This window comes from Microbacterium luteolum, from assembly GCF_039533965.1.
Taxonomy (GTDB): Bacteria; Actinomycetota; Actinomycetes; order Actinomycetales; family Microbacteriaceae; genus Microbacterium; species Microbacterium luteolum.
The window spans coordinates 1,174,828-1,187,428 of record NZ_BAAAUN010000001.1 but is presented as its reverse complement, the minus strand read 5'-3'; the positions used below and the strand labels follow the sequence as shown (position 1 = coordinate 1,187,428).

At 71.3% G+C, this 12,601-nt stretch carries 12 protein-coding genes; 8 read left to right on the top strand and 4 right to left on the bottom strand.

The window, feature by feature from the left end:
- Positions 1-46: 46 nt before the first annotated feature.
- Positions 47-2,740: a phosphoenolpyruvate carboxylase gene (locus ABD648_RS05845; protein ID WP_282214034.1), complete on the bottom strand. Its 2,694-nt coding sequence runs from the start codon at positions 2,738-2,740 to the stop codon at positions 47-49.
- Between the two features lie 85 nt (positions 2,741-2,825).
- Between ABD648_RS05845 and nhaA the strand changes: the two genes are divergently transcribed.
- The 4 genes from nhaA (at position 2,826) to ABD648_RS05825 (ending at position 6,936) form a co-directional block, all read left to right on the top strand.
- Positions 2,826-3,992, top strand: a complete 1,167-nt coding sequence (gene nhaA, locus ABD648_RS05840; protein ID WP_282214033.1) for a Na+/H+ antiporter NhaA — start codon at positions 2,826-2,828, stop codon at positions 3,990-3,992.
- 110 nt (positions 3,993-4,102) lie between these two features.
- Entirely contained in the window at positions 4,103-4,702 is a 600-nt protein-coding gene (locus tag ABD648_RS05835; RefSeq protein ID WP_282217511.1) for a nucleoside triphosphate pyrophosphohydrolase, read from the top strand.
- Positions 4,703-4,774: 72 nt separating this feature from the next.
- Positions 4,775-6,046 (top strand): histidine--tRNA ligase, encoded by a 1,272-nt coding sequence (locus ABD648_RS05830; RefSeq protein ID WP_282217510.1) that lies wholly within the window; start codon positions 4,775-4,777, stop codon positions 6,044-6,046.
- 71 nt (positions 6,047-6,117) lie between these two features.
- The gene (locus tag ABD648_RS05825) at positions 6,118-6,936 is read left to right on the top strand and encodes an SGNH/GDSL hydrolase family protein (RefSeq protein WP_282214032.1); all 819 of its coding nucleotides are present in this window, start codon (positions 6,118-6,120) and stop codon (positions 6,934-6,936) included.
- On the opposite strand, the gene ABD648_RS05820 is transcribed toward ABD648_RS05825, so the two are convergent.
- On the bottom strand, positions 6,905-7,432 hold the full coding sequence (locus ABD648_RS05820; RefSeq protein ID WP_282214031.1) for a VOC family protein: 528 nt from the start codon (positions 7,430-7,432) through the stop codon (positions 6,905-6,907). The genes ABD648_RS05825 and ABD648_RS05820 overlap by 32 nt on opposite strands.
- A 94-nt stretch (positions 7,433-7,526) precedes the next feature.
- Here ABD648_RS05820 and ABD648_RS05815 point away from each other — a divergent pair, with 94 nt between their 5' ends.
- Complete coding sequence (locus tag ABD648_RS05815) at positions 7,527-8,393, top strand: AraC family transcriptional regulator (protein ID WP_282214030.1); 867 nt, start codon at positions 7,527-7,529, stop codon at positions 8,391-8,393.
- On the opposite strand, the gene ABD648_RS05810 is transcribed toward ABD648_RS05815, so the two are convergent.
- The gene (locus tag ABD648_RS05810; RefSeq protein WP_282214029.1) at positions 8,307-9,548 is read right to left on the bottom strand and encodes an APC family permease; all 1,242 of its coding nucleotides are present in this window, start codon (positions 9,546-9,548) and stop codon (positions 8,307-8,309) included. The genes ABD648_RS05815 and ABD648_RS05810 overlap by 87 nt on opposite strands.
- A 41-nt stretch (positions 9,549-9,589) precedes the next feature.
- Positions 9,590-10,060 carry a PaaI family thioesterase gene (locus ABD648_RS05805; RefSeq protein ID WP_282214028.1) on the bottom strand — a complete coding sequence of 157 codons (471 nt, stop codon included), beginning with the start codon at positions 10,058-10,060 and terminating at the stop codon, positions 9,590-9,592.
- Between the two features lie 107 nt (positions 10,061-10,167).
- On the opposite strand from ABD648_RS05805, the gene ABD648_RS05800 reads away from it, so the two are divergent.
- Genes ABD648_RS05800 through ABD648_RS05790 form a run of 3 tightly spaced genes read left to right on the top strand, consistent with a single transcriptional unit; the run spans position 10,168 to position 12,571 of the window.
- On the top strand, positions 10,168-10,566 hold the full coding sequence (locus tag ABD648_RS05800; RefSeq protein WP_282214027.1) for a GntR family transcriptional regulator: 399 nt from the start codon (positions 10,168-10,170) through the stop codon (positions 10,564-10,566).
- Positions 10,563-11,621 carry a DUF1648 domain-containing protein gene (locus ABD648_RS05795; RefSeq protein WP_282214026.1) on the top strand — a complete coding sequence of 353 codons (1,059 nt, stop codon included), beginning with the start codon at positions 10,563-10,565 and terminating at the stop codon, positions 11,619-11,621. Before ABD648_RS05800 ends, ABD648_RS05795 begins: the two co-directional genes overlap by 4 nt.
- Entirely contained in the window at positions 11,618-12,571 is a 954-nt protein-coding gene (locus ABD648_RS05790) for a CPBP family intramembrane glutamic endopeptidase (RefSeq protein WP_282214025.1), read from the top strand. Before ABD648_RS05795 ends, ABD648_RS05790 begins: the two co-directional genes overlap by 4 nt.
- The last annotated feature ends 30 nt before the right edge of the window (positions 12,572-12,601 follow it).

Sequence of the window (12,601 nt, the reverse complement as noted above, 5' to 3'; positions counted from 1 at the left end):
AGCGGTGCCCCGGACGTGAGAACTCTCACGCCGCCTGGGCGCAGGATCACCCGGTGTTCTGCAGGCCCGCCGCGACGCCGCTGACCGACAGCAGGAGCAGGCGCTGCTGCTCCGCATCGGCTCCGGAGCCCCCCGCCTCCTCTGCGGCCGAGCGGAGCGCCCGGAGCGCACGCAGCTGCAGCAGCGAGAGCGCATCGACGTAGGGGCTGCGCAACTGCACGGCGCGCTGCAGGACGGGCTTGTTCTCGAGGAGTCCCTCGCCGCCGGTGAGGCGGATCACCCACTGGCGGGTGAGCGCGAGCTCATCGAGCACGAGGGTGGCGAGGTCGTCGCGGTCGCCGAGTGCGAGGTACTGACGGGCGATCCGCTCGTCCGTCTTCGCCAGGCTCATCGCGACGTTGTCGATCATGGTGCGCAGCAGCGGCCAGTCCCGGTACGCCTCGGTGAGCAGTTCCACATCGCCGACGGCCTCCAGCGCGGTGCCCAGACCGAACCATCCGGCGAGGTTGATGCGGGCCTGCGTCCACGCGAAGACCCACGGGATCGCCCGGAGGTCTTCGAGCGACTCGACGGACAGACCGCGCCGTGCGGGGCGCGAGCCGAGCGCCAGCAGGCCGATCTCCTCGAGCGGCGTCACGGTCGCGAACCAGGGCGCGAACCCCTCGGCCTTCACGAGCGAGAAGAACCGCTCGCGCGACGTCGCATCCATGATCGACGCGACCTCGGCATAGCGGGCGGCGGCGCCGCTGGTGCGGGCCTCCTCCGAGGGGGCGGATGCCAGGAGGGTCGCTGCGGCGACCTGGTCGATGTGGCGCATGGCGATCGCGGGCTCGCCGTAGCGGGCGAAGATGACCTCGCCCTGCTCTGTGAGCTTGAACCGGCCGTCGACGGAGTGCGGCGGCTGCGCGAGGATGGCCGAGTTCGCAGGTCCGCCACCGCGTCCGAGGGCGCCGCCGCGACCGTGGAAGAGGGTGAGCTCGATGTCCGACTCCTGCGCCCACCGGGCGATCTTCTCCTGCGCTTCGTAGAGCGCGAGGTTCGCGGCGACCGGTCCGACGTCCTTCGACGAGTCCGAGTAGCCGAGCATGACCTCGAGGCGGTTGCCGGTCTCCGCCATGCGGGCGCGGAACTCCGGGAAGGTCACGGCCTCGGCGAGGATCTCCGGGGCGGCCTGCAGGTCGGCGAACGTCTCGAACAGCGGCACCACGTCGAGCACCGGGGCGTCGTCGCCGAGCGCGTGACGGGCGAGACGGTGCACGTTGGCGAGATCCGATGCCGACTGGGTGAACGACACCACGTAGCGGCCGGCCGCACGGGCTCCGCGGTCGCGCTGGATCTCGGCGATCACGCGGAACAGCTCCAGGACCTCCTCGGTCTGCGCGCTGATCGCGTCGCCGGCCTCCAGCTCCGCCAGAGCCTTCCTGTGCACCTGCGAGTGCTGACGGACCTCGAGCTCGGTGAGGTGGAAGCCGTAGGTCTCCACCTGCCAGATCAGGTGCTGCACGCCGCCGAAGGCGTGGCGCTTCGCGCCGGCATCCGCGAGCGAGGTCTGCACCGCGCGCAGGTCGGCGAGCAGCTCCTCCGGGCGTGCGTAACCGCGCTCGCGGTCGCCGCTCCGGGTCGCGGCGACGCGGCGCGCGAGCACGAGCAGTACGCGACGGTGCGGCTCCTCGGGAGAGCGCGCGGCGAGTTCGGCGGCGACATCGGGCTCCGCGGCGGCGAACCCCTCCCAGAGGGCGGTGACGTCGGCGCTGGGCGGTGTGTCGTCCGCGGCGAGCGTGAGCGTGCGGCCGATGCGGTCGAGGGCACGCTCGAGACCCCGGAGCACGTGGTCCGCGGCGATCTGCGAGGCCTCTCGGGTGACGGATGCCGTGACGAACGGGTTCCCGTCGCGATCGCCGCCCACCCAGGACCCGATGCGGACGAACGCGGGGACGACGGGCGCGCTCGAGCCGGAGTCCTCGCCGCGCAGCGCGTCGTCGATGCGCCGGTACACATGCGGCACGGTCGTGAAGAGCGTCTCGTCGAACACGCCCATGACCGTACGGACCTCGTCGGTCGGCGACGGCTTCTGCGAACGCAGCGGCGCGGTGCGCCACAGCGTGTCGATCTCCTCGAGCATCCGGCGACGGGCGCGGTGCTGCTCGGCGCCGCGTTCGCTCGCCGCATCGTGCTGGGTGAGCAGCTCGGACAGGCGGCGGATGCTGGACGACACGGCGCGGCGACGGGCCTCGGTCGGGTGCGCCGTGAACACCGGGTGGAAGCGCAGTCCGGCCAGGCGACGGCGCGCCTCGTCGTCGCCGACCTCGCTCTGCAGGCGCGCGTACGCGGTCGCGACCGTGTCGGCGGCATCCTCGCGGCCCGGCTGGCCGGCGCGTTCGCGCAGCACCCGGACGCGCTGGTGCTCCTCGGCGAGGTTCACCAGGTGGAAGTAGCAGGTGAAGGCGCGGGCGACCTCGTCGGCGCGCGCGACCGTGAAGGACTCGGCGATCGCCGCCGCCCGCTCGAAGGCGTCGGAGTTCTCCTCCTCGTACGCCTGGATCGTGGCGAGGCGCAGACGCTCGACGTCCTCGAAGAGGTCGTCGCCGCCGGCTTCGCGCAGCACCTGGCCGAGCAGTCCGCCCAGCATCCTGACGTCGGAGCGCATGGCATCCGGGATGCCCTGGCCGGCTTCGAAGCGGCCGATCACGCGGATGGCCTCGGTGTTCGTGGGCTCGGGAAAGCTCTGTGCGGGGGTCACCCTTCGAGAGTATCCCCGTCGGTCGGTGTGTCTGGAACGCATGACGCCCGAGGACACCCGCGCCCCGCGATCTACGATGGAGGGGATGCGCATCTCAGCGAACCCCCTCCGCGGCCAGCAGTTCCCCGCCGTCCTCCTGCTCGTCGCCGCAGGGCTCGGGCTGCTGCTGGCGAACCTCCCGACGCACGATGCGCTCGCGGCCATCCTCGACTTCCACATCGCCGTGCCCGGCACCGGGCTCGATCTGTCGGTCGCACATTGGGTGTCGGACGGGCTGCTCGCCGTCTTCTTCCTCGTCGTGGCCATCGAGCTGCGGCACGAGCTGACCCATGGCGAGCTCGATTCCCCGCAGAAGGCGGTGCAACCCGCGATCGCGGCCGCCGGTGGTGTGCTCGTTCCGATCGCGGTGTACCTCCTGATCGCCGGCAGCGGCGACACGGCGACGGGGTGGCCCATCCCGACCGCCACCGACATCGCCTTCGCTCTCGGCGTCCTGGCGATGTTCGGACGTGGTCTGCCTCCGACCGTGCGGGTCTTCCTCCTGGCGCTCGCGATCCTCGACGACATCATCGGCATCATCTTCATCGCCGTCCTCTTCGCGCACGACGTGCAGTGGCTGCTGCTCGGCCTCGGGATCATCGGGGTCGCGGTGTTCTGGCTGCTCAGCCGGCTGCTCCACGAACACGGGCACGCGCTGATCGCGGTGGCCATGGTCATCGTCGGAGTCGTGACGTGGGGCCTCGTGGCATCGTCCGGCATCCACGCCACGATCGCGGGAGTGATGCTCGGACTGGTCATGTCGCCGGTCCCTGCCGGTCGCACCAGGCACGCGCTCGAGCCGACGGTGAACGGCGTGATCCTGCCCGTCTTCGCGTTCGTCGCCGCCTTCGTGGTGATCCCCGCCGTGTCTCCGACGCAGCTGTCGCCGGCATTCTGGGCGATCGTCGTCGCCCTCCCGGTCGGCAAGATCGTGGGTATCGGCCTGTTCGGCTGGATCGCCATGCGCATCCGCCCGAAGGGAGCGGCGCCCGGATTGCCCTTCGCCGACATCCTGGCGGCGGGTGCCCTCGGCGGCATCGGGTTCACGGTCTCCCTGCTGCTGGCCAACCTGGCCTTCGGTGCGCACGACGAGATCCGCGATCAGGCGATCCTCGGCGTGCTCGTCGGTTCGCTGATCGCCCTCGTGCTCTCCGGCATCATCGTGTCGCTGCGCGCGCGCTGGTACCGTCAGGTCGCGGCCGCCTCGTCGTGAGCGCCGCCCGCCCGGAGCGCACCCCGGGGAGGATCGAAGGAGGAACCGTGAGCACTCGGCCCGAACTCCACGACGGCACGGAGGATCCGCTGCGCGCCGCGGCCGAGACCATGCGCCAGGTGCGTGAGCGCTGCGTGTGGTCGCAGCGCATCACGCATCGCGATCTGGTCCCCTATCTGATCGAGGAGTCGCACGAGGTCATCGACGCGGTCGAGAGCGGCACCCGGGCCGACCTGCGCGAGGAGCTCGGCGACCTGCTCTGGCAGGTGCTGTTCCACGCGGCGATCGCGGCGCAGGATCCGGACCACCCGTTCGACATCGACGACGTGGCCGAGACCCTGACCGAGAAGATGGTGCGCCGGCATCCGCACGTCTTCGCCGGAGAGGTGGCGACGACGCCGGAAGAGGTCCTCGTGCACTGGAATGCGGCGAAGGCCGCCGAGAAGCGCACCAGGACGAGCGTGCTCGACGGTGTTCCCCGGGGGATGCCGGCGCTCGCGCTCGCGCAGAAGCTCGTGGGGCGGGCAGCGGGGGCGGGGATCGTGCCGCAGGCCGAGCCTGCCGCTCCGGCATCCGAGGCCGAGCTCGGAGACGCGCTCCTCGCGCTGGTGGCGACGGCTCGCACCGAGGGCTGGGATGCGGAACGCGCGCTGCGCGAGAGACTGCGGATGCTGGAAGACGAGGTCCGCGTCGCCGAAGCGGCGTCCTGACACCCGGAGGATCGGGCCCCGCGCCGGACCTGGGAAGATGGGAGCGTGGCTACTGTGAACCCGCCGCGCGGCATGCGCGACATCCTCCCCGCCGACAAGGCCCGCCGTGAGCGTGTGCTCTCCGTCATCCGCGATCGGTACCTCGCGCACGGATTCGACGAGATCGAGACCCCGGTCGTGGAGGACTACGACCGCCTGCACGCCGGCATCGGCGGCGACAACGAGAAGCTGTCGTTCAACATCCTGCGGCGAGGCCTCGACGCCGACGAGATCCGCGAAGCGGCGGAGGACCCGGCCGAGCTGTCCGATCTCGGGCTGCGCTACGACCTGACCGTGCCGCTCGCCCGGTTCTACGCGAGCAACCGCGGGCAGCTTCCCGGCGTGTTCCGCTCCATCCAGATCGGGCCGGTCTGGCGCGCCGAGCGTCCGCAGAAGGGGCGCTACCGCCAGTTCGTGCAGTGCGACATCGACATCATCGGCGACGACTCCTCGCGCGCCGAGGCCGAGCTCATGGTCGCCTCCCTCGACGCGGTCGACGCGCTCGGACTCGAGGGCGCCACGGTGCGGATCAACGACCGGCGAGTGCTGGACTGGATGCTCGACAGCTTCGGCTTCACCGCCGACGAGCGCCCTGGCGTGCTGATCACGATCGACAAGCTTGACAAGATCGGCCCCGAGGGCGTCGGTGCCGAGCTCCGCGAGCGGGCTCTGCGGCAGGGGAGCAGCACGGATCCCGTCGACGCGTTCGAGGAGTTCCTGCGGCGTCCGCAGACCATGGAGTACAACCCGTACGGCGAGCGGCAGATCCGCAAGGCGCTGCCCGACGACGCGCCGGACGAGATCGTCGCGCACCTCGTCGGCATCGGCGACGCTGTCGCCGCCGGGCGTGCTTCGACAGAGCCGACCGAGATCCCGCTGGTCTTCGATCCGTTCCTCGTGCGGGGGATGGGCTACTACACCGGCACGATCTTCGAACTCGCACATCCCTCGGTCGCCTACTCGCTCGGCGGCGGTGGACGCTACGACGGCATGATCGGCCGCTTCCTCGGCCAGCAGGTTCCCGCCGTCGGGTTCTCGCTCGGCTTCGAGCGCTTGGTCGACCTGGTCACCGCGGAACCGGATGCCGTGGCCGAGGCGGTCGTGCTCATCCACGACGCCGACGTGCCCGTGAGCGAGCTCGTCGCGCACAAGGCCCGCCTCATCGCGGGCGGCGCTCGGGTACGTCTGGAGCGTCGGACCAAGAACCTCAAGGCGCTGCTCGAGCGCTCGGCCGCTGACGGCTACACCGCGTTCGCGACCGTGTCGACAGGGGCGGGCGCGCTGGAGCTCAAGCCGCTGAACTGACGACGGGCGTACATGACCGTCCGGAGTGATCCGTTCACGCCGCGTTCACGCCGGTCGTGTCGAATCGTGGCGTGAGCCGTATCCGCGTCCTCGTGTTCCGGGGTCTTGTCACCGGTCTCTCGGTCGCCGCCGTCCTCGCCGGCATCCGCCTCGTCCTCACGCGGCAGGCGGCTCTCGCCCGGGAGCGGATCGGGAAGCCGCTCGGCGAGGAGTCGCTGGATGCCGATCGCGTGTGGCGGGCAGGGCTCGACGGAGACCCGATCGACCTGCTCATCCTCGGCGACTCGATCGCGGCCGGCCTCGGAGCGGAACGGCGCAAGGAGACGCTGGGCGGGCGCCTCGCGAAGGGCACGGCACGACGGATGCGGCGCCCCGTGCGCCTGCACACCGCGGCGATCGTCGGCTCGGAGTCGCCGGACCTGCCCGCGCAGCTCGACGTGCTGCCGGAGGGCTACCGTCCGCAGGTCGCCGTGATCGTCGTGGGCGGAAACGACGTGACGCACCGCCTTCCGCCTTCGCTCTCGGCCCAGCATCTGCACGAGACGATCCGACGGCTGCGCGAGGTCGGCGCCGAGGTCGTCGTCGGCACCTGTCCCGACCTCGGCGCGCTGCGCCCGGTGCCGCAGCCGCTCCGGCGTCTGGCCTCCAGCATGTCGCGCCGTCTCGCCGACATCCAGGCGGAGACCGCGCGGCACGCGGGTGCCGAACCCGTCGATCTGCGCCGCGCCGTCGGGCCGATGTTCTTCGACGAGCCGGAGGCGATGTTCAGCCTCGACCGCTTCCACCCGAGCGCCCTCGGATACCGGCGCACGGCAGAGGCGCTGCTCCCTGCCGTGTGCCGGGCGGCCGAGGTCGCCGTCAGCTCGCGGCGTCCGCCGGTGCAGAGCTGAACGACTCGGCCCATTCGGCCACGCGACGGCTGCTCTCCTCATCGGAGATGTCCTCGACGCGGGTCATCACCGACCAGCGCACGCCGAACGGGTCGCGGATGCTGGCGTACCGGTCGCCCGACACGAACGGCGCCGGCGCTTCGCGAACGGTCGCTCCCGCCGCGACGGCCTTCTCGACCACGGCATCGACGTCGGACACGTACAGGCCCATCGAGTAGCAGTCGTCGTCGCCGGCGGGAGCGGCCACCAGGTGGTAGTCGGGACTCGGCTCGCCGAGCTGGAGGAGTCCGAGCCCGAAGTCGAGGTCGGCGTGGGCGACGACGCCGCCGAACTCGGTCACGTCGACGACCCGCGCGCCGAAGACGTCCCGGTAGAACTCGATGGCCTGCTTCGCTCCGGGGATCGCGAGGAAGGGTGTGAGCGACGTCGCGCTGTTCGGTCGTCCGTCGGTCGTGTACGCGCCGTTGGCGCCGGTGGTTGGGGTCTCATCAGTCATGTCCTCACGGTAGGAGGGGCGGGATGCCGGCGGCTTGAAGATCCGCGCCAACCTCGGCCGCATCGGTGTCGGGGTCGGACCCTACGCTGGGCCCATGGTGAATCCGACCCGCGGCATCCTGTACCCGGCACGACTGCCGGAGTTCCATCGCCTGCCGGCGCCGGCCGATGCGGTGGAGCTCGTCACCTGGTTCTGGATCCCCGAGTGGGACATCGAGCCTGGGCGCTCGTCCCGGCAGGAGATCGTCTCGTATCCCGCGCTCAACCTCGTGGTCGAGCCGGAAGGGGTCGCGCTGTCGGGGGCGACGACCCGCGCGTCCCATCGCGATCTGCGCGGACGCGGCTGGGCGGTGGGCGCGCTGCTGCGCCCCGCTGCGGTTGCCGCGCTGATCGAGGAGCCGGCGCTGCTGATCGACTCGGAGGCACGGTTCGACGCGCCCGACCTGCTCGACGCCGTGAGCGCGGCCATGGGTTCCGGCGAGGGGCACAGGGAGCGTGCGGTGGCGGCGTTCTCCCGCTGGCTCCGCGAGCGGATCGGCCTGCCAGAAGACGCGGCGCGTCAGGCGAACGCCCTGACCGACGTGCTGATGGGGGAGGACGCGGCGCTCACGCCCGAGGAGGCGGCGACGCGCCTGGCCGTGTCGGTGCGCACGCTCCAGCGGATGACGCACCGGCACATCGGGTTGTCGCCCGCCGCGATGATCCGGCGCCGCCGTCTGCAGGAGGCCGCCCTGCTCGTCCGTGAGGAACCGGCGGCCGACCTCGCGACGATCGCGGCCGAGCTCGGCTACTCCGACCACGCGCACCTGACGAGGGACTTCCAGGCCGTGCTCGGGATCGCGCCGCGGACGTACCGCTCGGAGTCAGCAGCGGACTCAGCTGCCGAGTCGGCGACCGGCGAGGTGCAGGCGCAGCATCCGATACCCGACGCCGAGGACGACGACGGCCGTCCCGACGAGTGAGGCGATGACCGGCAGGCTGTTCACGAGCACCAGGCAGCCGAGCGCTCCGACGACCTGCAGCACGCGCGGATAGCGGCGCGCTGCTCCTGTCTGGCGGAAGGCAGCCGCATTCGCGATCAGGTAGTACAGCAGCACGCCGAAGGAGGAGAACCCGATGGCGTCGCGCAGATCCGCGACGAGCACGATGACGATGACGATCGCGGCGATCACGATCTCGGCGCGCTGCGGCACCTGATGACGCTCGTCGACCTTCGCCAGGAACCGCGGCACGTCGCTCTCCCGAGCCATCGCGAGGGTCGTGCGGCCGATGCCCGTGAGCAGGGCGAGCAGCGCGCCGAGAGAGGCGGCGGCCGCGGCCACCCGGATGAGCGGTGCCAGTGCTGGCCAGCCGGCGGCGACGAGAAGATCGGCCAGCGGTGCGGTCGATGAGGCGGCATCGGCCCCGAGCACGAGGATGACCGCGAGGCCCACCAGGGCGTAGACGACGACCGCGCCGCCGAGGGCGAGGATGATGGCGCGGGGGATCGTCCGGGCGGGGTCGACGACCTCTTCACCCATGGTCGCGATCCGCGCGTAGCCGGCGAACGCGAAGAACAGCAGCCCGGCTCCCTGCAGCACGCCGTATGCCGAGGCATCCGGGAGTGGGGGAGGCGCGGCCGCGGAGGCCGACCCGAATCCGACCGCGACCGTGACGGCGAGGCCGAGCAGCGAGCACGCGACGAGGATCCGGGTCAGGAGGGCTGTGCGGGTCACGCCGAAACAGTTGACCGTGGCGAGCGCCGCGACAGCGACGACGGCGACCGGTATCTGCCAGCCCTCTGGGGCGGCGTACGCGGCGAACGTCATCGCCATCGCCGCGCAGCTCGCGATCTTGCCGATCACGAAGCTCCACCCCGCGATGAATCCCCACCACGGTCCGATCTCCGCGCGGGCGTACGCGTAGGTTCCGCCGGCGACGGGATGCACGGCGGCGAGCTGGGCAGACGAGGTGGCGTTGCAGAACGCCACGACGGCGGCGATCGCGAGAGCGATGAGGATGCCGCTGCCGGCGACGCCCATCGCGGGGGCCCACACCGCGAACACGCCGGCGCCGATCATCGAACCCAGGCCGATCGCGACGGCGTCTCCGAGCGTCAGTCGGCGGGCGAGGGGCATGGCGACATCGTCGCATGCCCGGGTGAACGGCAGGAGTCCGGTCAGCTCCGCGACGCGGTGACGCGCTTCTTCTCGCGGATGTAGACCTCCCGGCGCACCTTCGCGACGACGTCGCCGTCGCGGTCGGTGATGACGGTCTCGAACCACTCGAGCACCTTCGCTCCGCCTCGGGCGCGCTCGCGGATCTCGTCGGCCTTCTCCTTCGACACCTCGAACTCGGCGGTGAGCACGCCGCGGCCGGGCTTGAGGAACTCGATCTCGCCGCGGGTGTCCCACACGACGTGGTCGCGTCCGAGCTGATGCATCACCAGCATGAAGAAGTAGGGGTCCGTCATCGCCGACATCGAGCCGCCGAAAGCCGTCTTGACGTAGTTGCGGGTGAACACGTTCACGTGGAGCTCGACGGTCGCGTGGGTCCAGTCGTCGCTGAACCGGCGGATGCGGATGCCGCTGAAGAGGTTCGGGATCCAGAGACTCATGCCGATCGCGAGTCGGCGGGGAGTGATGCGCATGGCGTCAGTGTCCCGGATGCACCGCGCGTCGACCAAGGCGACTGGAGGGTTGCCACAGTTGTTCTAGTTCAATTAGAATAAGTAGCGATTCGAGAGGAGGAGTGCCGATGCTGATCCGAGTCGACACCGACAGTCCCCGACCGCTGTACGACCAGGTCGCGGCGTCCGTCCGCTCCGACATCCTCGCCGGCGCGCTCGTGCCCGGAGATCGCCTGCCGGCGGCGCGCGACGTCGCCGAGGCCCTCGACATCAACCAGCACACCGTTCTCCACGCCTACCAGCGGCTGCGCGACGAGGGACTCGTCGATCTCCGCCGGGGCAGGGGAGCCGTGATCGCGGCGTCGGCGGCACCGCTCGCCGAGCTCGCGCAGGACATCGACGCGCTGGTGCGTCGAGCCGGTGCCCTCGGTGTCTCCGCCGAGACGCTCGCGGGGATCGTGCACGCGCATCGTGATCCTCGCACAGAGACGAAAACCCCCAGGAGCCCCGAGGAGGTCTCGCCATGACCGCAGACGACCCGACCCGCACACCGTCGTCGCCGCTTCGCCGCGCGCGTCTCACCTTCTTCCTCGTCGCGGTGGTCGTGCCCATCGTGATCTCGGCCATCGGCGTCGTCGTGCTCCTCGCCTGGCTGCCGTCGATGCCCGACCAGGTGGCGATCCACTGGGGTGTCGACGGTGCCGACGGGTTCGGACCGGCATCCACCTATGTCTGGATCCTGCTCGGCGTCGGCCTGGTGCTCCCCGTACTCATGGCGATAATCACGCTCGCCGCGGTGGGCGCGCAGTGGGGCGGTGCCGCGCGGCTCATGGGTGCGCTCGCCGCGGGCATGGCCGCCTTCGCCACCGTGCTGAGCCTCGGCTCGCTGGCGATGCAGCGCGACCTCGAAGCCGGGGCAGACGTGCCGGGTATCGGCCTCGTGCTGGCCGGATCCTTCGCCGCGCTCGCGGCCGTCGGTGCCGTCGCCTGGGCGGTGCAGCCGCAGGTGCGTCCCGAATCGGGGCCCACGCTCGAACCGCGTCAGGCCGTGCGTATCGCCGAGGGGGAGCGCGTCGTCTGGCTGGCCACGACCTCGATGCCGCGTGCCGCGGTCTCGGCCCTCCTGCTGCTCCTGTTCGCGCTCGTCGCGCTCGCGGCCTTCATGCTCGGTACGGGTGTGCAGGGCGGATGGGTCGTCGCGATCGTGGTGGTCGTCGTCGCGTTCGCGATGGTCGCGACCACGGCGTTCCGAGTGCGCGTGACACCCGAGGGATTCGCCGCGAGAGCCCTCATCGGCTGGCCGCGCATCACGATGCCGCTCGACGAGGTCGAGTCGGCGCGTGCCGTCGACGTCTCGCCCTTCGGCGAGTTCGGCGGCTGGGGCTGGCGCATCGGCCTGGACGGGCGGACCGGCATCGTGACCCGTCGGGGATCAGCGATCGAGGTCGAGCGTCGCGGCCGACCGCCGTTCCTCGTCACGATCGACGGCGCCGAGGAGGCAGCAGCCCTGCTGCAGACGTTCGTCGACCGTGCACGCCCCCACGGCGCACCCCGGACCGACCAAGGAAAGGCGACCTCATGAACCACTCCGCACTGCTCGAGACCCGGCGGGTGCCCTGGTCGGCTGTCATCGTGTTCACGGTGCTCGCGTGCGGTCTCGCCTGGCTGGTCGCACTGCCGCTGTGGCTGGGTGACGGTCTCGCCGAACCGCTGGCCGGGGCGCTGCTGCCGGCGATGATGCTGACGCCTGCCATCGCCGCGCTGATCGTCACCTTCGCGATGCGCATCCCTGCGCGAGGGGAGCGTGCCCGATTCCTGGGGCTGTGGCCGCTGCGGCCCGCGAAGCGGGTCGTCTGGCTGATGGTCGCGGCCTGGCTGGTGCCACCGTTTCTGGTCGCGCTGACCGTCCTCGTGTCGGCCGCCCTCGGCTTCGTCCGGCTCGACCTCACGTTCGCGGCCTTCGCGGTCGAGCTCCAGAAGGCTCTGCCTGCGGGGTCGCCGATGCCCCCGGTCGAGGTGGTCGTGTTCGCGCAGATCGCGATGATCCCCTTCGCGGCGCTCCTGAACGCGATCCCCGCCTTCGGAGAGGAGCTCGGCTGGCGGGGGTGGCTCGTTCCCGCCCTCCGTCCGCTCGGCACGTGGCCGACGCTGCTCCTCAGCGGCGCCATCTGGGGCTTCTGGCACAGCCCGATCATCCTCCTCGGCTACAACTTCGGCCGCACCGACCTGAGCGGCGTGCTCCTGATGATCGGCGGATGCGTCGCCTGGGGCATCCTGCTCGGCTGGCTCCGGCTGCGCTCCGCATCGGTCTGGCCGGCGGTCATCGCACACGGGTCGCTCAACGCGGCCGCAGGGCTCATCGTGATCTTCGCGGCGGCGAAGCCTGATCTGGCGCTCGCGGGACCGCTCGGGGTCGCCGGCTGGATCGTCCTCGCCGTCGTGATCGCGGTCCTCGTGGCCACCGGGCAGTTCCGGCGGCAGCCCGAACTCGCCGGTGCACCGGGAAGGCTGCTCTCCGCCCCGCGCTCTTGACGCGCCGCCGAGCCGGCGGTTGGCTGAGGG

Bases quoted from the DNA above. Each gene is read 5' to 3' on its own strand.
- nhaA (WP_282214033.1), top strand. From the start codon at position 2,826: ATGCGCATCTCAGCGAACCCCCTCCGCGGCCAGCAGTTCCCCGCCGTC.
- ABD648_RS05800 (WP_282214027.1), top strand. From the start codon at position 10,168: ATGCTGATCCGAGTCGACACCGACAGTCCCCGACCGCTGTACGACCAG.
- ABD648_RS05810 (WP_282214029.1), bottom strand. From the start codon at position 9,548: ATGCCCCTCGCCCGCCGACTGACGCTCGGAGACGCCGTCGCGATCGGC.
- ABD648_RS05790 (WP_282214025.1), top strand. From the start codon at position 11,618: ATGAACCACTCCGCACTGCTCGAGACCCGGCGGGTGCCCTGGTCGGCT.
- ABD648_RS05805 (WP_282214028.1), bottom strand. From the start codon at position 10,060: ATGCGCATCACTCCCCGCCGACTCGCGATCGGCATGAGTCTCTGGATC.
- ABD648_RS05795 (WP_282214026.1), top strand. From the start codon at position 10,563: ATGACCGCAGACGACCCGACCCGCACACCGTCGTCGCCGCTTCGCCGC.
- ABD648_RS05820 (WP_282214031.1), bottom strand. From the start codon at position 7,432: ATGACTGATGAGACCCCAACCACCGGCGCCAACGGCGCGTACACGACC.
- ABD648_RS05830 (WP_282217510.1), top strand. From the start codon at position 4,775: ATGCGCGACATCCTCCCCGCCGACAAGGCCCGCCGTGAGCGTGTGCTC.
- ABD648_RS05835 (WP_282217511.1), top strand. From the start codon at position 4,103: ATGCGCCAGGTGCGTGAGCGCTGCGTGTGGTCGCAGCGCATCACGCAT.
- ABD648_RS05815 (WP_282214030.1), top strand. From the start codon at position 7,527: ATGGTGAATCCGACCCGCGGCATCCTGTACCCGGCACGACTGCCGGAG.